The organism is Vibrio atypicus (assembly GCF_009811315.1).
In the GTDB taxonomy this organism is placed as follows: Bacteria; Pseudomonadota; Gammaproteobacteria; order Enterobacterales; family Vibrionaceae; genus Vibrio; species Vibrio atypicus.
Genome location: NZ_BLID01000004.1, coordinates 281682 through 303001, shown reverse-complemented (window position 1 = coordinate 303001; position 21320 = coordinate 281682). Strand labels below are relative to the sequence as shown.

The following is a 21320-nucleotide window of genomic DNA, read 5'->3' as shown; positions in this document are numbered from 1 at the left end:
CTAATGTTTAGATTAAATTACTTGTACAACACTACTTATCGCGATCAGTCAAATCAGGAACCGAGATACGGTTCCTAATGAAGTTACTTCGCTATCTTAATCCAGTATATATGGCATATCCAATCAGCAAGTAAAGTAATGGTTTTGTTGCTGAGAATAGTTGTATTATAAATTCGCTTATGTCTTGATACCGAAGATTCGGTCGTTCATCAATATCACGTGGCTTCTGACCAGAAATAATAGAGGGAACCCAATTTTCTAGCATTTTTTCTTTAGCTAGATAAACATCATGGCCTCCATTGTAATACCTATTAATAAAAGAGTTGTGTTGATGAGATGAGAAACCACTCCTACCAGCATCACCCAAACCAAGAACGAGCATATTGCATATCATTAAGATTTTATCTCTTGCTCCACACTCATTTATAAACATGTTTGTTCTTTTGAAAATACTATCTAAATCATGATCTGTTTTTAAGACAGAACCAGCGAAAATTGTAAGGTCTATTTGAGTTTTACCTGTATATGTTTCTATCGCTTTTGCAGCGATATATGTACCAAAACTATGAGCTACCAAAATAACTCTATCTTGATTTGAACTATCTAATGCAGAGTGGATCTTCTTTACTACTTTTTTTGCTACGTAATCTCTAAGATGTGGAAATAGAAAAGATAATAGGCTAAAAAAACCGTACTTTACTGGTTTTGGTTCGATTTTTCGGGAGTTTTCTTTTACTAAATCATTTAGAGTATTTTGCCAGTGACCAATAGTTCTGATTCCGTGAATAGAAATAAGTGTCACATTTGATTGAGATTGCGCTTCTGAGACCAATGTCTTAATTAAACTATCTACGTTACTTGTAATCTGACTGATCCAAGAGGATGAATGAGATTCTGCTTGCAAAATCACAGATGTTCGTTCGTAAAATTCGTTCGAAAACTTACCCATATCTTTAATGAATGCAGTGATTCCGATTATTTTAGTAGGGGTATAAAAGTCTGGTTTTACGTGAATATCTCTCAGCGTTTTGATTCCTTCATTTGCACTTGGTGTTTCACGGTCTCTTTTAGGAAGGACTACATCTAAAACTAAAAGATCATACTTAGTCACTCGCATGAGCTGTTTTGCTTTGGAAGAACTCTTTGCTTCATCTATTTTAAGATATTGCTGATTGTCCAGTTGTTCCAACTTAGTAATTAATTTTTTTAAGCGTTTTTTGTTGTCATCGACAATTAGTACTTTAATCATTTATTTTATTTATTACCTGTTGAAGTTTTTCCTTCCATAAATGGCTTGAAGTTTCGTAATGAATTGTTGAAATATATTGGTCTGGATGCGTGTTTTCGAATTCTTTTTCGATGTCAGCTAGATCTTTTTTATTTTCTCCTTCACCAAAATTCGAATACTGAGTGAGGATTACAAAAGGTGTTGTAATAGATTTTCTTCTCATTTTACGTACAATATCTTTTCCACCATAAACTCTAAATCTACCACCTGATTCATTTGCAGACTTGTCATGAGTTGGTAGACTCATATCTAGAATGATTAGATCAAGATCGAACTTAGATATGGCTTTAATCCCTGAATTGAAAGATGCAGACTCATATAGCTCAATACCATTGTTTAGCGACTGAATAAAAGTACATACTTTTTCTCTTTTGTGCTCGTTATCTTCAATGATTAATATTTTCATCCTTTACTCCTATCGTTAAACTAAAATATCCATCATCGGTAATATTGCAATCTAAATTAAATCGGTTAGAACAGTTTTTCAATAGATTGTATATTTTGTATACTCCGGTTCCGCCCTCTATTTTAGCTAAAGTGGGGTCTGTGTCAGACATTTTTTGCTTAATTAATGTCCTTAAATTAATGATGTCTTGATAAGAATCGAATTTGAAAGGGTTCGTAATAGTTATACTAGTGGTTTCTTGATTTTCATCTATTGATAAAGAAACTTCACCATTGCCGTGACTGTTTGCGTTATCTAATGCTGTAATTATCGATGTCATAAGTGGTTTGGCATCTTTATATGTAAACGCTATATTCTTAGTGTAATTATCCAAGTTTAAGTTAATTTGATATTGTGAAAATATAGACTCAAAAGTTGTTTTACATGCGTAAACTACAGATCTAACATCATAAATATTACTTTCATTCATTTCTGCCACATTTAACCATGAGGTCACTCGATCTAGTTCCTCGACAACAGATGCTTTCATGTGAGTAATACATTCAGAAAGTTCTTTCAAAGGTACTGTTTTCTTGTGGTTGATAAAGCTTGACTCAAGGTTGTTTACGGTTTCAGTAAGTTCAACTTTCAAATTTTCATTGATATATTTTTTGACTTCATTTAGTGCGTCAATTGTGAGTTTCCACATGTAATTAATGATTGAATCAAAAAAATCTTCAAAATTATTTTTATTTTCAATAGCATCTCTTAAACCGTGAACGTTATCTATGGTAGGTCGGAAATTAAATTTACCACTGCTGTTATCGTTTATTTCTATGACTACATTGAATATTGAATTCGCGGAATTTAGCACAGTGTCAAAATTCTTGGAAAATTCACACATGTCTTCGACTATTTTATTCTTAATATTAGATATCAATAGTGGGTATTTTTCATCCATTATCGTGTTTTTTTCATAATTATCATGTTCGTCGACATCAGTTATAATACCGTGCTTTTCGATGCCTGAGCGTATTTGACTTACAAAAATTCCATGTCTAATATCAGCGCTCAGATATTTATCTAAGCCATAGTTTTCGTTACAAACGAAATCATTTACAATCTCTCGATATATTTGTGATAGCACATCGGTTTTATTGCTTGAAGGTACTACAGTTTTTTCATTATTATAATCATCAATTACCGTATATTCATCTTCTAAACTTATAGATGGTTCGGTTGTAATGGCGTCTTGATAGAGTTCATATAAAAATTTGTATCTTTCAAATTTCTCGTTTTTAATTGCATCCACATCTACAAATATTTTACTAGTATCAAATTTTGTTTTTAATCCATCAAAGGATAACTCGTCTAAAATACTGTTCCTTTCAGACAGTATTATCTCGTCATTAAATTTACTATTCCGTAATAAATCCAGTATGACCACTCTTTCTTTCTTTATATCTTCCGTACTTTCGAATTCTTCTGATGAATCCATATTTGAGATTATACATACATGCTTTAAGAAATATGCCACCTTGGCATCAAAATTAACTGGGTCTGGAAATAGAATCGAAGGTAAGTGAGTGCCAGATTCGCAGATATAGTCTTCATAAGCCTCTACCTTATCTTCGTCCTTATCTTTAGATATGGTTTTACTGTAAATGCTATAAAGTATTGGTATATCAATACTTTGCTCTTCTATTCCATTTTCTACTATGAGTTCTACTAATTCATTTATTGGAAGAAATGGATGAGTGAGATTATTGCTTATAAATGTATTTACTGTAAATTCAGCACACTGTAAGAGGTTGTTGGTTTCTATCAGATAATTTGAGTAGTCTCTAATGTAGTCAGACTCAATTAAGCACTCTTGTTGATAGGATTTAAAGTGTTCCTCTATTTCTTTTTCACTAAGTGATGACAAGTCTCTGTGTTTTATTTTCCTATAATTAGGAACGTTTTCATATGATTCAAGGTTTTTCTTGTCTATACCACTAACATATGGGGTGCAAAAATCAGATTGAATTAAACAGTTACGGCGTGCAATATCTCGCTTATATTCGTTGTTCTTTATAGTGTTATATAAATGAAATAGTACAGAAGAGCATATACTAGAGTGATTGAATGTTGTCGCAACACTTTCTAGGTATAATCTTTGCGTAACTGAATCCGGTTTTGATAATAATACGGATTTAAATGAATTTACTATATTATCTAGTAATGAAGAATCAGGATCTCTTTGAGAGTTAAGATATATTTCACTTCGTGATAGTATTTCTATTAGTGATGTATATCTAACATCCTCACAAATAAGTTTTGATATGGTTTCCTTTACAGGTGAATAGTTCCCTTCTGTATATTTTTTAATGCAGAGTGATATGGTGTCATTAACATTTCTTTCCACTTTGTTGTGAACTTTAATTAGATTTTCAAGTTCTGTGTCATTAGTTGCATCGGTAACACTTTTCAATATGGTAAACTCTCTTTTGTTTAAGCCGCTACCATGTGCAATTTTGTCGTTAAAGTATTTTTTGAAAAGCAAGTACTGGTCAATACAAGATATATGAGTGGATGGGTATAACCTTCTTTCATCTACAGATATTCTTTTATCAAATTCAATTGGTAAAAAATAGCTAGAATATACATCTGCGTAGTGTGTCGCAATTGCATCTCCTTGAGAATCACGCATTTCATCTAATATTCCAACTAAATTTTTTGAAAAGGTTTCAAATCTCTTGCTTTGGTGTTTAAACAATATCTGCTGTAGAAAGAAATCTTCTACCTTACGTTTAACTGTATTTCTAACGCTTGATATATATTTTTGATTAGATGTATTTTTAACATGTTTTTCTAAGCAGCTTCTCATTTCTATTTCCCAAAATGAATAGCCACAGTTATCATGCAACTTATCAAGTTCTCTTAATGCTTCCTCATAATTAGAGGTCAATATTCGTGATTCAATACGTGTTTTTGCAGAAGAAAAGTATGTAAGAAGCTCACTATTATACTTGAATAGATGAGAAAGCCATGTTAACTCTGAATTTGAATCATAAAAGCGTATGTTCGGCAAAGCACAGAATTTACTTAGATCTTTGTAAATGAACTTAATTCCATTCGGAAGTTTGGGATGACTGAATACACGGTGACAAAAATTATCTAACTCGATCCCTCTAAATTGAGTTACTTCTTGAATTATCAATGCTGATCTATAGTAATCCGTTTCAATTTCATTTTTCGTTTTGATTGAGAATACAGTGGAGATTGCCGAGTTGATGGAGCGTTTCATCATGCTTTCCAAAAAATATACACTTATATGCTCATAGTATCATTTGTTACGGTATTTAAGGTAGGGCTTATTCACAAATAACAATGAACAAATAGGCTCAATTAACTAACAATGCCAACTACTTAGGTTACTAAGTACAGGCATTGTAGTTACACCAGCGTATCATTATCACTTATGGTTATATACCTTCGTGATACTCTTACTGCTACGTCATTGAAAGGAGTTCTGTATTCTCATAGTTAGACGACATCTTTGTTTTCTTAAGCTACCGATGCTAGTGACACATTAACTTTAGATGCTTCTAGAATGTGATGACTCCACCATTTCATTAGCTCTTTACGGCGTTCTAAGTAGTCAGTTCGGTTATACGAACGTTGGGTGCTAGTTCCAACTACGTGAGCAAGGGCTGCTTCAATTAGAACGAAATCATGACCATTTTCATTAAGTATTGTGCTCGCCATGGCTCTCATACCATGAGAGACCAAACGATCTTTGAATCCCATTCTTTTGAGTGCCATATTTGCCGTCTGACTATGCATCGGTTTTTTTGGATCTTTAATTGAAGGGAAGACATACTCGCTAGTTGCGCTCATTACTCTCATTGTTTTTAGCAGATTAACGACTTCTTCAGTCAGAGGAATACGATGCATTTTTCGTTTTTTCATTCTTTCTTTCGGAATCGTCCATACGCGCTTTAGCAAGTCAAACTCTTCCCACTTCGCGCTAGCCGCCTCATTTGGTCTTGTCATAGTATGAAGTTGAAACTCAATAAGGCAGCGTGTAGAGCGTTTAATGCTCGCGTTTGCTAGTGCATTCATTAGGGCTGGTAGCTCATTTGACTCCAGCTTTTTCATATTTTGCTTAGTGGGCTTTTTAAAAGCAGCTAGGATGTTGCTAATCGGATTTGCTTGCAGTAGTCCGCAGTTCATCGCATAGACCATAACTTCATTTAAGCGTTGTGTTAGGCGTCTAACAGTTTCCAGTGAACCTTTAGCTTCTACTACCTTTAGAGTTTCGATTACGGACTGTGCTGTAATCATAGATATAGGTTTTGAGCTTAAAGTAGGGAAAACATGAAGCTCAAATGAGCGCCAGATATCCTTCGCGTAGTCTTCGGTGACTTCTGTTCTCTTCAGCTCCATCCACTTCTGTGAAACATTGAATAGTGTGTGCTGATGTATAGCCTCGCTTTTTTCCTTCTCTTCTTTTCTGTGGTGTTTTGGATCGATTTCTAGTGCAACGAGCTCACGGTAGCCTTCTACTATTTTCCGTGCATTAGCTATCGATAGTTCTGGGTATTTGCCTAAGGTCATATTACTACGTTTTCCCGTAGCAGGACTCTTGTATACAAAACGCCAAGACTTAGTTCCATTTGGCATTATTCTAAGCTGAAGTCCTTTCCCATCACTGGCGATTGTCTCTTTGCCAGCGGGTTTAAGGCTTTTTACTTTTTTATCTGTTAGCGGAACTACGCGTCTTGCCATTTCTTTATACTCGATTTAGTACCCAAAAATATCTTGGATACGAGTATAGGGTAATTCATTGGGTACTAAAAACGTGAGCAGGTATGAGACGCGATGAGACAGAATAAGACAGAAAATAAAGGTAACTAATTGAAATGTATGTTTTTTAGATACAAAAAAGGCCACCCGAAGGTGGCCTTTTCCAAACGTTTGGTGGAGCTGGCGGGAGTTGAACCCGCGTCCAAAAACCATTCATCATTGGTACTACATGCTTAGTCGATCTTTAATTTCACCAGTGACCTGCGAACCGACACGCTAGCCAAAAGCTATCCTGAATTATAATTCGCTGTTCATCTCTCAGGCGGGAGAATCCGAGCTAGCGCGTTTGGGTTTGATCTCTCGTTGTTCCCCGTCTTACGTGCGGAAGCTAGGGCGAGAGAGCTCTGAGCAGGTTATTAAGCTGCTAGTGCGTAGTTTTCGTCGTTTGCGACTATTTTTTTGCGGCTTTTTACGTGGCCAACCGCCCCACGGCATGCACCTCAGACTTCAAAATTCCTGTCGAATCCTAAATCAGCCCCAAGTGTTCTTCGCATAGTACCAGAAAAGCGTAGCCTGTCTATACTTGTGCGTTTAAGTGCTCAAGATTAACGCAATGAGCTCTTCATAACTCGTGCTTTTTCACGAGCCCAATCTTTTTCTTTAAGATCAGTACGTTTGTCGTGCAGCTTTTTACCTTTAGCTACACCAATTTTCATTTTTACCCATGAGCGCGACCAGTACAATGATAGTGCTGCTAATGTCATACCTTCACGGTTGATGCGACCGAGTAGGTTGTCGAGTTCACGACGGCTCATAAGAAGTTTGCGCACGCGCGTTGGGTTAGCAACGACGTGGGTAGATGCTTGATTAAGAGGAGTAATCGTCATACCACTGACAAAAGCTTCACCGTCACGCATGAAAACATAGCTTTCAGCGATATTTGCTTTGCCTTGACGAAGTGACTTAACTTCCCAGCCTTGTAGCTCAAGCCCAGCTTCAATTTCATCATCAATGAAGTATTCGTGGCGAGCTTTCTTATTGAGAGCGATGGTATTGCTACCCGCTTTTTGTTTTGATTTTTTCTTTGCCATAATGGCTGCATTATACGGTTAGGAGCTAAGTTAGGAAATCCCTTTATTTGCGCTGAGTGCAAATAAAAGTAAAATTGCAACAAGCTTGAGGTTCAAGCAACCGTTACGAGGAGTCAATATGAAGCAAGTCAGCCGTTCTGCTTTGGTGTCGTTTAGTGCAGAACAGATGTTCAATCTGGTTAATGATGTAGCCAGCTATCCTGAGTTTTTGCCAGGGTGTTCAGGCTCTCGCGTGATTGAATCAAGCTCAGATGCAATGGTGGCTTCTGTTGATGTTTCTAAGGCTGGGATCAGTAAAACGTTTACTACTTCAAATGCGCTTGTGGCAGGTGAAGCTATTGTCATGAGCTTAGTAGATGGCCCGTTTAAAACTCTAAAAGGTGGCTGGTTCTTTACGCCACTCGATGAGCAGGCATGTAAAGTGGAATTGAAGCTTGAATTTGAGTTTTCAAGCAAAATGATTGAAATGGCTTTTGGTAAAGTTTTCAATGAATTGACGAGCAATATGGTGAATGCTTTCACTCAACGCGCAAAACAGGTGTATCCAGCATATGAGTATTGAATCGGACATGATTCATGTCGAGGTGGTTTATGCACTGCCCAACGAGCAACGTGTATTCACACTTGTGGTTAACAAGGCAATGACGGTTGAAGAGATTATTGAGCAGTCAGGTGTGATTGAACAATACCCTGAGATCGACCTTAAGCAGAACAAAGTCGGTGTATTTAGCCGCAATGTTAAACTTGATGCGACGGTGCGCGACAAAGATAGAATCGAAATTTACCGTCCGTTACTTGCAGATCCAAAAGAGATTCGCCGTAAGCGAGCTGAGCAAGCAAAAGCTGCTGGGGCTGCAGATCCGGTGACCGGTGGTAAAAAGAATCCACTGCGTAAAGAGAGTTAAGCGAACTGCTTACAAAGATAGGATACAAAAAAGGGTTGGCGCTTTCACGTCAACCCTTTCTAATTTTTAGCATTAAAGTGAGGAAACCTTAGTTAATGCTTTCAAAAAAATCGGTGCTTGCTGGGTAGTCACCTTTCACTTCAACCAACTGTCCTTGACCATTAAAATTAACGATCAGATCCTTTTGAATGGAGTCATTGTGGCCATCTGTATGGTGGTAGATGTAGTACCAAGTGTCAGGGTATCCATTCTCAATGAGCATTGGTGATCCCATTACATAACGTACTTGCTCTTTGGTCATGCCAAATTTCAGTTTTTCAACTGAATCTTGTTCAATGTAGTTACCTTGGTTGATATCGATACGATAAACCAATTTTTCCAATAAAGAGCAGCCTGTCAGGGTAGACATAGCGAGCGGTACAGCGATAAGCCACTTAGTTAGTTGCATACTTTAATTCTTGCTACTGATATTTCTTAAACTTTTCCGATAATAAACAAGCTGAGCGTTAATGTAAAAAACTCATGCGGTTTTGAATTGTTTCAGACCGTGATTTTTGAGATTTGTTGCAAAGTCGAGCCAAAAAGTTTTATTTAGGGAACTTTGGCTCGACAAAAGGAAGAAAGTACCGGAGTTAAGCGGCAATAAGCAGTTCACGGGCATTTGCCATGGTTGATTCGGTGATCTGGCTACCGCCAAGTAAGCGCGCAAGTTCAGACACTCGTTGATCTTCATTGAGTGAATTCATCTGTGTTTCGGTTTTTCCTGCTTTGGTTTGCTTAGCAACGAAGAGCTGCTGGTGGCCACAGCCTGCAACCTGAGGTAAGTGAGTCACACACATTACTTGGGTTGATTCGCCAAGCTTACGCAGCATTTTACCAACCACAGCTGCTGTAGGGCCACTGATGCCCACATCGACTTCATCGAAGATTAGACTTGGTGTGTCAACTTTCTGCGCGGTAATGACTTGAATCGCCAAAGATATTCGAGATAACTCACCACCTGAGGCTACTTTCGCAATAGGCTGCATTGGTTGGCCTGGGTTGGTCGATACAACAAAACACACAGTGTCCATGCCGAGCGGTGATGGGTGTGTGCTTTCGTTATTAATCTCGATACTAAACTGGGCTTTTTCCATGCTCAATTCATGCATACTTGCCGTAATGAGTTTATTTAGCTCTTTTGCATAGCGGCTGCGCGACTTATGCAGCTTTTCTGCGGTCGTGAGGAAGAGTTGATACTTCGTTTCCACTTCTTGCTCTAGTTCTTCTAGGCGTTCATCTGAGCAATCTAGCGCTTCAATTTGGCTGAGCAAGTCTTGATGATGTGGATAGAGCTCATCTGGCAAGACATGGTGTTTTCTTGCCATCGACATCACTTTAGAGAATCGCTCCTCAACAAATGCCATACGCGCTGGATCTACGTCAATACAATCTAGGTAGTTTCGTAGTTCACTGTTTGCTTCTTCAATTTGAATGATTGCTTCAGTCAGCATGTTTGGAAGCTCGGCAAGTTTCTCATCCAGTTCGGCGAGTTGAATTAGGGAGTTATTGGCTGATTGCAAAATACCAAGCGCATTAACTTCTTCACCTTCGTAAATAAGCTCGATGGCTTGTTGGCAAGTAGAGGCAAGCTCTCCACTATTGGACAATCGTTTGTGTTCTTGTTCAAGCTCTTCATATTCTTCCTCACCAAGTGATAGCTCGTTGAGTTCTTTGATCTGATATTCGAGCAATTGTTTTTGAGCCAGATTAGCGGCGCTGTTTTCTTTCAACTGTTTTAAGTTGTTGTCCGCTTGCCGCCAAGTCTGGTATGCATTTCGAGTACTTTTAAGTAGGTTCGTATGGCCCGCGTATTGGTCTAGCATCGCCATTTGGTAATCGCTCTTCATCAATTGATGGTGAGCGTGTTGACCGTGAATGTTGATCAGTAGCTGGCCTAAACTTTTTAACTGAGAAAGGGGAACAGGGCTGCCGTTAATAAATGCACGTGAACGACCTTCTTTGCTGACAATTCGGCGCAAAATGCAGTCGCTACCGTCTAGCAGATCGTTATCTTCAAGCCAGCGGGTGGCGTGAATATTGTTCTCTAGTGAAAAGGCCGCGCTTACTTCGGTCTTTTCTTCTCCTTGTCGTACCATGCTGGCTTCTGCTCGGCCGCCAAGGCATAACCCTAATGCATCAATTGCAATGGATTTACCCGCGCCCGTTTCACCTGTGATGGTGGTCATTCCCTTGAATAGCTCTAGCTGGAGAGACTTAACAATCGCAAAATTATTAACACTTAGATGAGCCAGCATTTTTATGTACCTGTTTAAATGAACAATACTGTGTATGAATACAGTATATACTGTTTCTTTATACAGTAAAGTTACAGGTGAAAATTTTTGTGAGGAAGATTTTGAGAGGTTTAGGAGTAACCAGTAAAAACATTTCAACTATTAAAACAAAAAGGCTGACGTTTATGCGCCAGCCTTGGTGTGTCTTCAACCTACACTAAAACAATTTGCTCGACCAACCGAGTTTGTTTCGTAAAACGTGGTAGTAGCTGTAATCTTTTGGATGGATCAGCTTAAGTACATTTGGGCTCTGGTAAATGTGGACTTCGTCGCCAGGTGACACAGGTAAAGAGACCTGACCGTCGCAGCTGACTTCCTGTGTTCCTCGATTGTCTGGCGAAACGAGTAGCTTAATGCGGCGGTTGCCATCAACAACCAAAGGACGGCTTGATAAGGTATGAGGAAACATCGGTACCAGTGAAATAGCATTTAAGCTTGGTGACAATATCGGGCCACCACCGGACAAAGAGTAAGCTGTAGAACCTGTTGGTGTAGATACGATTAATCCGTCTGCGCGAAGCGAGAAAGCAAATGTCTCATCGATATAGACTTCAAACTCGATCATGTGAGCGACTTGACCTGGGTGCAGCACCGCTTCATTTAATGCTGCATTGTGGCTTTTTACATGGCCGTGGCGATGAACTTCCGCTTCCAATAAGAAACGCTCTTCTTCTATGAACTCTCCCTCTAGCACTGCTTTCAATGCTGACTGAAAATCTTCAGGGTTGAGGTCGGTCAAAAAGCCTAAATTGCCACGGTTAACGCCAATAACTGAGATGTCGAAGCGGGACAAGACGCGTGCGGCGCCAAGCATATTGCCATCACCACCAACAACAATGGCCAAATCTGCCGCTTTTCCGAGTTGAATCAAGCTCGCAAAGTCTTCTTTTGGTACGTCATCGAGGATCTCGACTAGGCGATCGTCGATAAAAACTTGATAACCTTCAGATTTTAACCAAAGATACAGCTCTCGGTGGGTCTGAATAGCTTGTTGATCTCGTGGTTTACCAATGATGGCGATCACTTGAAAAGATTTTTTCATAGGGTTTCCGCACTAAATAGGCTTGAATCAATAATCTTCATCCCCATAATAATGGCAAGTTAGCTAATTATGCGAATTTTTGTGTATCTAAACGCGATAAACGTGAAGCGTTAGGTGCCGAAGGAAATGAATTCTGGAGATATCATGAGCAACGAAGAAAACAAAGTTACTGAAGAAGAGCTAGATCAAATCATCGAAGAGGCTGAGAAAGTCGAAGCAGCTGCTCAAGAGGCGGAAGCTGAACTTGAAGATATTGGTGATGAGAAAGACGCTAAGATTGCTCAACTAGAAGCGGCATTGCTTTCAAGTGAAGCAAAAATTCAAGAGCAAAAAGACAGTGTACTTCGTGCAAAAGCGGAAGTTGAAAACATGCGTCGTCGTACTGAAACTGAGATCGACAAAGCACGTAAGTATGCGCTGAACAAATTTGCTGAAGAGCTTCTGCCAGTTATCGATAACCTAGAGCGTGCAATTCAAGCAGCAGACACAGAAGCAGAAGCGGTGAAACCTCTGCTGGAAGGTGTTGAATTAACGCACAAGACATTCGTTGATACTGTCGCTAAGTTTGGTTTGAAAGAAATTAACCCAGAAGGCGAAGCGTTCAACCCTGAACTGCACCAGGCTATGTCAATTCAAGAGAGCCCGGACCACGAAGCCAATACAGTGATGTTCGTTATGCAAAAAGGCTACGAGTTAAATGGTCGTGTTGTTCGCCCTGCGATGGTAATGGTTGCTAAGTAACTAGTTACACATCACATAAATTTGGAAATTATGAAAGAGAGGCATTGCCTCTCTTTTTTTGTCTCTAAGGATTAAAATTAGCACTTTCTAATAGAGCTGATTTGCTCTTGTTATAACTCTATGTAATCTCAGCTATTAGGTTTGTTTGTCTGTGTTTATAGCCTGTTTCAAAATAATCAACTTGTTTGCTATATGTGATAGTTATGTAAATTAATCCTTTATTTTGTGACTCTGACGTGTAATATTCGCGATATCCACCGAATATATTGGTGGAAATACCTATAAAACTATAAATATTAAACACAACATTTCGGAGATTTATACATGGATAAGTCGCTCTCAAGTAAGATTTTCATAGGTCTGTTTGCTGGTCTATTGATCGGTACAGCGATTCAGTACTTATTTAGCGGTATTGCGATTTTTGATACGTATCTTTTAGGCGCAGCGGAAGGTGCTGGTGGCATGTTTGTTTCACTAATCAAACTGTTAGTCGTTCCTTTGGTTTATGTGTCTATCGTTTGCGGTATCGTAGAACTTAAAGATATTCGCTCTTTTGGTCGTTTAGGTGGTAAAACCTTTGCTCTATACATTATTAATACCATCGTCGCGATTATTGCAGCCCTAACAGTGGCTATGATTGTTCAGCCAGGTGCGGGTGCAAACCTTGCAGGGACGATCTCGGATTCAATTACTCTTAAGAGTACTGAGACGCCAGATATCTTCTCTATGGTTGTAAATATTGTACCAAGCAACCCTGTTCAGGCGTTTGCTAATGGCGACATGCTTCAAATCATCTTTATGGCAATTTTGACAGGTCTTGCTATTCAGGCGCTTGATGCGAAAGGTGGTCCGGCGATTCGTACATTTAAAGTGGCTAACGACATCATGATGAAGCTAATCGGCCTTGTGATGAGCCTAGCGCCATACGGTGTATTTGCGTTAATGATTCAGCTTGGTGCAACTCTAGATGCGGATACACTAGCGTCTGTAGCGGGTTACGTAGCACTTGTTGTATCAATGTTAGTACTTTGGATCTTCGTGGTTTACCCAATCGCAGTACAGATGTTCACGGGTATCTCTGCAGTAGAGTTTTCACGTAAGACTCGCGAACAGGTTCTATTCTCGCTATCTACAGCAAGCTCAAACGCAACGATTCCTGTCACAATGCGTACTTTGACAGATAAGATCGGTGTATCTAAGTCAGTGGCTGGTTTTGGTGTTCCACTAGGTGCAACCATGAATATGGCTGGTGCATCTATCTACATCGCTATTGCCGCTGTTTTCTGTGCAAACGCATTTGGTCAGCCAATCGCAGTTTCTGATTTAGTGACACTTGGTTTCACGGTTCTACTACTGTCTATCGGTGCTGGTGGTGTTCCTGGTGGTGGTGTTGTTATGGTTGGCGTTATCTTGCACCAACTAGGTCTACCGCCAGAAGGTCTAGCGATTGTTGCCGCTGTTGACCGCATTAACGATATGTTCTGTACATCATCAAACGTTGTTGGTGATACAGCAGTGAACACGATTGTTGCAAAATCTGAAGGTGAAATCGGCGCTGAAGCAGAGGTTGAAGTAAAACCAGCTCAAGCGAACGCATAATCTTCATATTGAACTAAGAGGCGAGGCCATGTGCCTCGCTTTTTTTTGATTTTTTTTCACTTCTTCCCTTGAAAACCCATTTGCCGCCCTTATCTATGTGGCATAGATGAAGCAAACAACATTATTTTTGTTTGTGAGCAAGGGTTGAAACCCGATCCTACGTCCCCCACATAGGGGATAGAGCAAAACGAAAATAGAAAATTATTCGGAGATAGCCTGATGGGTAAAATCATTGGTATTGACTTAGGTACTACTAACTCATGTGTTGCTGTACTAGACGGCGACAAACCACGCGTAATCGAAAACGCAGAAGGTGAGCGTACAACGGCATCTGTTGTTGCATACACAGATGGTGAAACGCTAGTAGGCCAACCAGCTAAACGTCAAGCAGTTACAAACCCAACAAACACGCTATTTGCAATCAAGCGTCTTATTGGTCGTCGTTTTGAAGACGAAGAAGTTCAGCGCGATATCGAAATCATGCCTTACAAAATCGTTAAGGCTGACAACGGTGACGCTTGGGTAGAAGCGCAAGGCCAAAAAATGGCTGCTCCTCAAGTTTCAGCTGAAATCTTGAAGAAAATGAAGAAAACGGCAGAAGACTTCCTAGGTGAAGAAGTAACTGGCGCTGTTATCACTGTTCCTGCGTACTTTAACGATGCACAGCGTCAAGCAACTAAAGATGCTGGCCGTATCGCAGGTCTAGAAGTTAAACGTATCATCAACGAACCAACTGCAGCGGCTCTAGCTTACGGCCTAGACAAGTCTGGCGGCGACCGCACTATCGCGGTATACGACCTTGGTGGTGGTACATTCGATATCTCTATCATCGAAATCGATGAAGTTGAAGGCGAAAAAACGTTTGAAGTACTAGCAACTAACGGTGACACACACCTTGGTGGTGAAGACTTCGATACACGTCTAATCAACTACCTAGTAGACGAGTTCAACAAAGAGCAAGGTATCAACCTTAAGAACGACCCTCTAGCAATGCAGCGTGTTAAAGAAGCAGCAGAAAAAGCGAAGATCGAGCTTTCTTCTACTACTCAAACAGACGTAAACCTACCTTACGTTACTGCTGATGCGACTGGTCCTAAGCACATGAACGTTAAAGTAACGCGTGCGAAACTAGAATCTCTAGTTGAAGACCTAGTACAACGTTCTCTTGAGCCACTAAAAGTTGCTCTAGCGGATGCAGACCTATCTGTAGGCGACATCACTGATGTTATCCTAGTTGGTGGTCAGACCCGTATGCCAATGGTTCAAGCTAAAGTGGCTGAGTTCTTTGGTAAAGATGCTCGCCGTGACGTAAACCCTGATGAAGCAGTAGCAATGGGTGCTGCAGTTCAAGGTGGTGTACTAGCTGGTGATGTTAAAGACGTACTTCTACTAGACGTTACTCCTCTGTCTCTAGGTATCGAGACTATGGGCGGCGTAATGACTAAGCTAGTTGAGAAGAACACAACTATCCCAACTAAAGCGAACCAAGTTTTCTCTACAGCAGAAGACAACCAGAACGCGGTAACTATCCATGTTCTTCAAGGTGAGCGTAAGCAAGCGACTTACAACAAGTCTCTAGGTCAATTTAACCTAGAAGGCATTCAGCCAGCACCACGTGGCATGCCACAAATCGAAGTAACATTCGACCTAGATGCTGACGGTATCCTTCACGTATCTGCTAAAGATAAGCAGACAGGTAAAGAGCAGAAGATCACAATCCAAGCTTCTGGTGGCCTAAGCGATGAAGACATCGAGAAAATGGTTCAAGAAGCAGAAGCGAACAAAGAAGCGGACAAGAAGTTCGAAGAGCTAGCAACTGCACGTAACCAAGCTGACCAAATGATTCACGGTACTCGTAAGCAAGTAGAAGAAGCTGGTGAAGCTCTACCTGCAGAAGAGAAAGAGAAGATTGAAGCAGCTATCTCTGAACTTGAAGTAGCGCGTAAGGGCGAAGACAAAGAAGAGATTGATGCAAAAGTTCAAGCTCTAATGACTGCAGCTCAAAAGCTAATGGAAATTGCTCAACAGCAAGCACAAGCTCAACAAGCAGGTGAAGCTGGCGAACAGCCTAAGCAAGACGACGACGTGGTAGACGCTGAGTTCGAAGAAGTGAAAGAAGACAAGAAGTAATTCTTGAACCTGACTTAACTTGAATATGATGCGGGCGTTTGAGGAAACTCATACGCCCGTATGTTTGTAAAAGTTATGTCCATCTAACTAAAAGTGTCTTTTTAGTGTGAAGTCGCTAAAATTCAGAGCCATTAGTTAGATCGATATAAACACCAAGCGACATTTGGTCGTTTGCAGTAATAAATTTGGTGACGAAGAACATGTCAAAACGTGATTTTTACGAAGTATTAGGCGTTAGCCGCGATGCATCAGAGCGCGATATTAAGAAAGCTTACAAGCGCTTAGCAATGAAATTCCACCCGGACCGTAACCAGGGTGATGAAACTGCATCAGACAAGTTTAAAGAAGTAAAAGAAGCGTACGAGATCTTGCTAGATCCGCAAAAGAAAGCGGCTTACGACCAATATGGTCATGCAGCCTTTGAACAAGGTGGCATGGGCGGCGGCGGCTTCGGTGGCGGCGGCAGTGCAGATTTCGGTGATATCTTTGGCGATGTGTTCGGTGATATTTTTGGTGGCGGCCGTCGTGGCGGTGGTCAACAGCGCGCGCAACGTGGCGCCGATTTACGTTACAACATGGAATTGACGCTTGAAGAAGCGGTTCGCGGTGTATCAAAAGAGATCGAAGTACCTACTTTGGTTCACTGTGATAGCTGTGAAGGTTCTGGTGCGAAGAAAGGCTCTTCTGCTGAAACTTGTGGTACTTGTCATGGTCATGGCCAAGTTCAGATGCGTCAAGGTTTCTTCGCTGTTCAGCAAACCTGTCCTACCTGTCACGGTCAAGGCAAGATCATTAAAGACCCATGTAATGTTTGTCATGGTCAAGGTCGTAAGCAAAAAACCAAAACACTTAACGTTAAGATCCCAGCTGGCGTGGATACTGGCGATCGTATTCGTCTATCTGGCGAAGGTGAAGCGGGAGAAATGGGTGCACCAGCAGGCGATTTGTACGTACAAGTCCACGTAAAAGAGCACCACATTTTTGAGCGTGATGGCAACAATCTTTACTGTGAAGTGCCAGTAAGCTTCGCAATGGCGGCATTGGGCGGTGAAGTAGAAGTCCCAACACTAGACGGCCGTGTAAGCCTGAAAGTTCCTTCAGAAACTCAAACTGGCCGTATGTTCCGTATGCGTGGTAAGGGTGTGAAAGGTGTTCGTGGCGGTGGCGTGGGTGACCTAATCGTTAAACTAGCGGTTGAAACACCAGTAAACCTAAGCTCTCGTCAGAAAGAACTGCTTAAAGAGTTTGAAGAGTCGTGTGGCGGTGAAGCTGCAACTAAACACAAGCCAAAATCTGAAGGCTTCTTCAACGGCGTTAAAAAGTTCTTTGATGATCTAACAAGCTAATTTGTGCGTTAATTTGATTAAAAAGCCTGCAGCAATGCGGGCTTTTTTGTTTTTTAAATCCAGCAATCTTCAGGGTAAACCGTATTGGTCGAGTCGAGGCTAATATAGTTGGCGTTTTGGTCGGTTAGGCATTGGTCCTTGGTTTGCCCTGTCCCCGATTGTGCGGTTGCCTTAATGATATAAGCTTTGTTGGCTTGGCTGACTACAGAAAAGCTGAATCGATCAGTGGGCGATTCGCAAATCGAGCAGACCCCGCCTGAAACAAGGCTGCTCCAGCTATAGCCACTGTTATATGAAGACTCTAGCTGAAGCTGAATTCTTGAGAGATCGGCGAGGGCTTGAGTTCGATAGGATTTGAGCACATAGCTTTGATAATTTGGATAAGCAATGGTTGCCAAAATAGCGACAACAGAGACAACGATCAGTAATTCGATCAATGTCATCCCTCCTAAACGATTTTTTCTTCTCTTGCATTCATTTCTTCGAATCATTTCGCGTAGTTCCTTTTTACCGACTTGACCATTTTTCTTTGATGATACCCTCTGTGCAAGGTTGAATATGGTTACTTACTGTTTTACATAGGATTTTGGGAAATGTCTCGCGGCTTTACCTTACTTGAGTTACTGATAACGATATTGGTTATTGGCGCATTGATGGTGTGGGCCGTGCCAAGCTATAGCTCTGTCTCAGAGAAGATAAAGATGGAAAGGTTAGCCAAGGAGTTAAGTGGCTTTGTATTGATGGCAAAGTCCGAAGCTGTCATGAGGCGCGAGCGATTGTGGATTCATATTGTGATGTCTGGAGCAACGAATAGTAGCGGCGATTGGTCTTTAGAGCTGACAGACAGAGATACGCAAGGTGTCGGTAATCGTCTTTTGCATCTATCTGGCAAACCTTTTGATGGCATTACACTTTCAAATACGTATACCTCAGATCAAATCAGTTTTGATGAAACTCACGGTCGACCTAAAAGCGGACGCATCTCGTTTCACCCTATTAATGCGTCTACCGATCTGCTGGAAATGAGGACTTATCATCGCTCTGCCATTGTACGTGTTTGCTCGCCTAATTCAGCCCTCTATTTAAACTATGAGCGTTGTTGATATGAGAGCCGTGGTTTCTTCACGCCAGTTAGGGGCGAGTTTAATTGAGTTCATGGTTGCTTCTACGGTTGGCATCATTGCGATTGGCATTATAGGAACGGTGTTAGTGCTAGGGCAGAGGGTTGCAACAGAGCGAACAAAGGAGCTGACATTACTGCAAAGTAGCAATAGCGTATTACAGATGATGAAACTTGACATGCATAGGGCTGGTTATAATGGCATTTCATCTCATCAGGTAAAGTTGTCTGGTGCGGAGCACCTTTATTATGTCGAAAATAGCGCAACAACGGGACTACTCGCTTATGCGTATGTCTCTGCTGTCTCTGGCGGATCTTATACCTATACCAATGTTGTGTACGAGCAAACGTCTTCCGCAAACAATGTTCTGAGAATATGTGAGAAAAAGCAATCAACCGTCATGTCAGTGCTTGAGGCGCAAAATTTTCCTGGAATGATTGGTCATAACTGCAACACTCTATTTCACAAAGAGCGTATCTTGGTGGATAAGTTCGATGTCTCCTTAGTGGCACTACCTGGCGCAAAAGTCTCTTCAGCGTTAGTGACCGTTGAGCTCGATACTTCGCTGAAAAATACCCCCTCAATGACTCAGTCGTTATCTTTCCAAGTTAAACAGAGGAACTGGTGATATGAAAACATCGCATGGGTTCGCGACCTTATTGATCACCAGTATCTTGCTTATTTTGAGTTTACTGGTTTCTTTGGGTAGCTATAAAGGGCTCTTTTATCAAATCAAGCGGGCACAAAATGAAGTTGAAGCTCGAAAAGATCACTGGGCGGCTGAGGGCGGATTGGAATGTGTTTATACCCAGGCTAAGCAGTTGAACGCGGTACCTGCAAGTGTCTCTTCCTGTAAGGCGCTGCTCGGCCTTGATGAACTATACATTGTTGTAGGAACGCCCAATGTTATCCACTCTAAGAGTGGTTACGTCACTTTGAAAAAAGCGTTTACCGCCCCAGTGGTTTCTTCTACTGGTGCGATCCGTTCTAAGTCAGACCTTGTGATAAATGGCGGTTACACATCGTCAGCCGATCCAGGTAAGAGTTTGGGAAGCAATGAGTGGCAGTGCACTTCGGTGAGATATTTTAACTATTTCCATGCTACCAGCTATAACACCTACCACCCTTATCAAACGATAAAACCATACCGTTCTTTTCCAGATAGCACACCACCTAATGAACAGTATTGTAGAGACACCAATTACTCTTTTGGAGTGTCTAACTTAGCTGATACTGCCGAAGACTATAAGCAAGATACGACAATGGATCCTTTCTTAGATGTCTTTAATGTTCCACGAGATGATTGGTTTAGTGTTATGTCCGATAAAACCAAATTCGGTTATGTACCATATGGACTTAATGGTGAGAATTTTTCGAGTGCTTCTGACTTAGGTGCGCCGATATTTAATACTGAGTGTGCCGAAGAGGTTAAGCGCAATATTGAAAATGGCAAAGACGTGATTTGGGTATACGGTGGCTGCGAAATAAATAATGCTGATTTTGACAATATCAGTGATGCCATTGACAACCATTTATCGGGAGGAATTATTCTCGTAATCCATAACGGTATCTTGTCGGTCACTGGCAGCCAGAGTTTCAAAGGTATGCTTTACCACTTTATCTCTGATGAGATGAAAGACAGCGATGACAATCTCCCCCCGTTTACAGGGTGGGAGCATACAGAAAATGATCATAGTGTCGGTGGGGCGGACAGTGTATTGGAAGGTGTGATTAATGCTTTGTCGTCAACGGTGAGCATGACCAAAGGAAAAATTGGTTATTTCCAAAATGGCGCCTTTAATCCAACTGGGGGGTATGTAATGGATGCGCCCGGAACCTTCGCTCTATTTAATGCGGCTCTTACTTTTACCTACAACCGCGATGTGATTGAGGATCCTAGTAAGAAATTTAAAGTAACAACTTGGTATCGAGGCTCGTGGCATGATTTGTAAGCAGAAGGGTATGAGCCTTATTGAAGTCCTGATCGCTTTTGTGATGATCGGTATTGCCGCTCTGGGTTTGGTCAAGCTGCAAAGCGTATCTGAATCGAAAGCAGATTATGCCGCTTTGAGCATTGAAGCTTTGTATAAAGCCGAGGAAAAGTTGGAGCATTTTACTCAGCGAGGCATGTCTTCTGCCACAGGGAGTTATAGCTATGCGGACATCAGTGGCGACAGTTGTAATAGTGCAATGATTTGTTCTGTTAAGTCTACTGGGTTTAAAACCGAATGTCAGGTGACGCCGTTTTCTGGATTGAGTGATGCAGTAAGTGTGATAACCGTTGAGGTATGTTGGTGGGATCGATTTGGCGACAAGCAGTCGGTCAAATTGAGCAGTGCCATTTCCAAATATAGTGAGTTAGATAGTAATTAGTTTCATATCTGTTGATGTTGAATCAACTTTACTAACAACCGTGCGCTATATTTTTCAAATTAGTTTTAAATATGTTTCATTCTCTGGTGTGGTTGTGTTTTTGATTTGTTGCACGTAGATGTTGTTTTTGCAAAATATGTCTCCAAATATGGAAAAACCTTCAGAATCTTGT

Annotated in this window: 19 protein-coding genes and 1 other RNA gene; 10 read left to right on the top strand and 10 right to left on the bottom strand. The window is 40.9% G+C overall.

All coding sequences use genetic code 11. The features are described 5' to 3' along the window. Positions 1-91 precede the first annotated feature (91 nt). The 6 genes from GVO60_RS10930 to smpB all read right to left on the bottom strand — a co-directional run bounded on the left by GVO60_RS10930 (position 92) and on the right by smpB (position 7555). A complete protein-coding gene (locus GVO60_RS10930) occupies positions 92-1249 on the bottom strand; it encodes a response regulator (RefSeq protein ID WP_159653848.1) in 1158 nt (385 codons plus the stop codon). After that, positions 1242-1694: a response regulator gene (locus tag GVO60_RS10925; protein WP_159653846.1), complete on the bottom strand. Its 453-nt coding sequence runs from the start codon at positions 1692-1694 to the stop codon at positions 1242-1244. Before GVO60_RS10925 ends, GVO60_RS10930 begins: the two co-directional genes overlap by 8 nt. Further along, positions 1675-4962: a hypothetical protein gene (locus GVO60_RS10920; RefSeq protein WP_159653844.1), complete on the bottom strand. Its 3288-nt coding sequence runs from the start codon at positions 4960-4962 to the stop codon at positions 1675-1677. Before GVO60_RS10920 ends, GVO60_RS10925 begins: the two co-directional genes overlap by 20 nt. Before the next feature lie 260 nt (positions 4963-5222). Beyond that, positions 5223-6446: a tyrosine-type recombinase/integrase gene (locus tag GVO60_RS10915; RefSeq protein ID WP_159653842.1), complete on the bottom strand. Its 1224-nt coding sequence runs from the start codon at positions 6444-6446 to the stop codon at positions 5223-5225. Positions 6447-6636: 190 nt separating this feature from the next. Further along, positions 6637-7003, bottom strand: a transfer-messenger RNA (tmRNA) gene (ssrA, locus tag GVO60_RS10910). Between the two features lie 66 nt (positions 7004-7069). Further along, the gene (gene smpB, locus GVO60_RS10905; protein ID WP_159653840.1) at positions 7070-7555 is read right to left on the bottom strand and encodes an SsrA-binding protein SmpB; all 486 of its coding nucleotides are present in this window, start codon (positions 7553-7555) and stop codon (positions 7070-7072) included. 118 nt (positions 7556-7673) lie between these two features. Between smpB and GVO60_RS10900 the strand changes: the two genes are divergently transcribed. Next, positions 7674-8117, top strand: coding sequence for an SRPBCC family protein (locus tag GVO60_RS10900; protein ID WP_159653838.1), 444 nt, complete (start codon positions 7674-7676; stop codon positions 8115-8117). Continuing rightward, positions 8107-8460 carry an RnfH family protein gene (locus GVO60_RS10895; RefSeq protein WP_159653836.1) on the top strand — a complete coding sequence of 118 codons (354 nt, stop codon included), beginning with the start codon at positions 8107-8109 and terminating at the stop codon, positions 8458-8460. Before GVO60_RS10900 ends, GVO60_RS10895 begins: the two co-directional genes overlap by 11 nt. A gap of 88 nt (positions 8461-8548) precedes the next feature. Here the strand turns inward: GVO60_RS10895 and bamE are convergent, their stop codons facing one another. The 3 genes from bamE to nadK all read right to left on the bottom strand — a co-directional run bounded on the left by bamE (position 8549) and on the right by nadK (position 11838). Further along, positions 8549-8908, bottom strand: a complete 360-nt coding sequence (bamE, locus tag GVO60_RS10890) for an outer membrane protein assembly factor BamE (protein ID WP_159653834.1) — start codon at positions 8906-8908, stop codon at positions 8549-8551. A gap of 184 nt (positions 8909-9092) precedes the next feature. Continuing rightward, positions 9093-10757 (bottom strand): DNA repair protein RecN, encoded by a 1665-nt coding sequence (gene recN / locus GVO60_RS10885; protein WP_159653832.1) that lies wholly within the window; start codon positions 10755-10757, stop codon positions 9093-9095. 196 nt (positions 10758-10953) lie between these two features. Continuing rightward, positions 10954-11838, bottom strand: coding sequence for an NAD(+) kinase (nadK, locus tag GVO60_RS10880; RefSeq protein WP_159653830.1), 885 nt, complete (start codon positions 11836-11838; stop codon positions 10954-10956). Positions 11839-11982: 144 nt separating this feature from the next. On the opposite strand from nadK, the gene grpE reads away from it, so the two are divergent. The 4 genes from grpE (at position 11983) to dnaJ (ending at position 17654) form a co-directional block, all read left to right on the top strand. Further along, on the top strand, positions 11983-12579 hold the full coding sequence (gene grpE, locus GVO60_RS10875) for a nucleotide exchange factor GrpE (protein ID WP_159653828.1): 597 nt from the start codon (positions 11983-11985) through the stop codon (positions 12577-12579). A 324-nt stretch (positions 12580-12903) separates the two neighbouring features. After that, positions 12904-14178, top strand: coding sequence for a dicarboxylate/amino acid:cation symporter (locus tag GVO60_RS10870; protein WP_159653826.1), 1275 nt, complete (start codon positions 12904-12906; stop codon positions 14176-14178). Between the two features lie 219 nt (positions 14179-14397). Next, positions 14398-16308: a molecular chaperone DnaK gene (gene dnaK, locus GVO60_RS10865; protein WP_159653824.1), complete on the top strand. Its 1911-nt coding sequence runs from the start codon at positions 14398-14400 to the stop codon at positions 16306-16308. Positions 16309-16508: 200 nt separating this feature from the next. Next, the gene (dnaJ, locus tag GVO60_RS10860; RefSeq protein ID WP_159653822.1) at positions 16509-17654 is read left to right on the top strand and encodes a molecular chaperone DnaJ; all 1146 of its coding nucleotides are present in this window, start codon (positions 16509-16511) and stop codon (positions 17652-17654) included. A 53-nt stretch (positions 17655-17707) separates the two neighbouring features. Here the strand turns inward: dnaJ and GVO60_RS10855 are convergent, their stop codons facing one another. Continuing rightward, the gene (locus GVO60_RS10855) at positions 17708-18145 is read right to left on the bottom strand and encodes a type IV pilin protein (protein WP_159653820.1); all 438 of its coding nucleotides are present in this window, start codon (positions 18143-18145) and stop codon (positions 17708-17710) included. 102 nt (positions 18146-18247) lie between these two features. On the opposite strand from GVO60_RS10855, the gene GVO60_RS10850 reads away from it, so the two are divergent. Genes GVO60_RS10850 through GVO60_RS10835 form a run of 4 tightly spaced genes read left to right on the top strand, consistent with a single transcriptional unit; the run spans position 18248 to position 21148 of the window. Next, a complete protein-coding gene (locus GVO60_RS10850) occupies positions 18248-18757 on the top strand; it encodes a GspH/FimT family pseudopilin (RefSeq protein WP_159653818.1) in 510 nt (169 codons plus the stop codon). A 1-nt stretch (position 18758) separates the two neighbouring features. Continuing rightward, on the top strand, positions 18759-19403 hold the full coding sequence (locus tag GVO60_RS10845) for a PilW family protein (protein ID WP_225874923.1): 645 nt from the start codon (positions 18759-18761) through the stop codon (positions 19401-19403). Position 19404: 1 nt separating this feature from the next. After that, complete coding sequence (locus GVO60_RS10840) at positions 19405-20727, top strand: hypothetical protein (protein WP_159653814.1); 1323 nt, start codon at positions 19405-19407, stop codon at positions 20725-20727. After that, positions 20717-21148, top strand: a complete 432-nt coding sequence (locus GVO60_RS10835; protein ID WP_159653812.1) for a type IV pilus modification PilV family protein — start codon at positions 20717-20719, stop codon at positions 21146-21148. Before GVO60_RS10840 ends, GVO60_RS10835 begins: the two co-directional genes overlap by 11 nt. Positions 21149-21320: the final 172 nt, after the last annotated feature.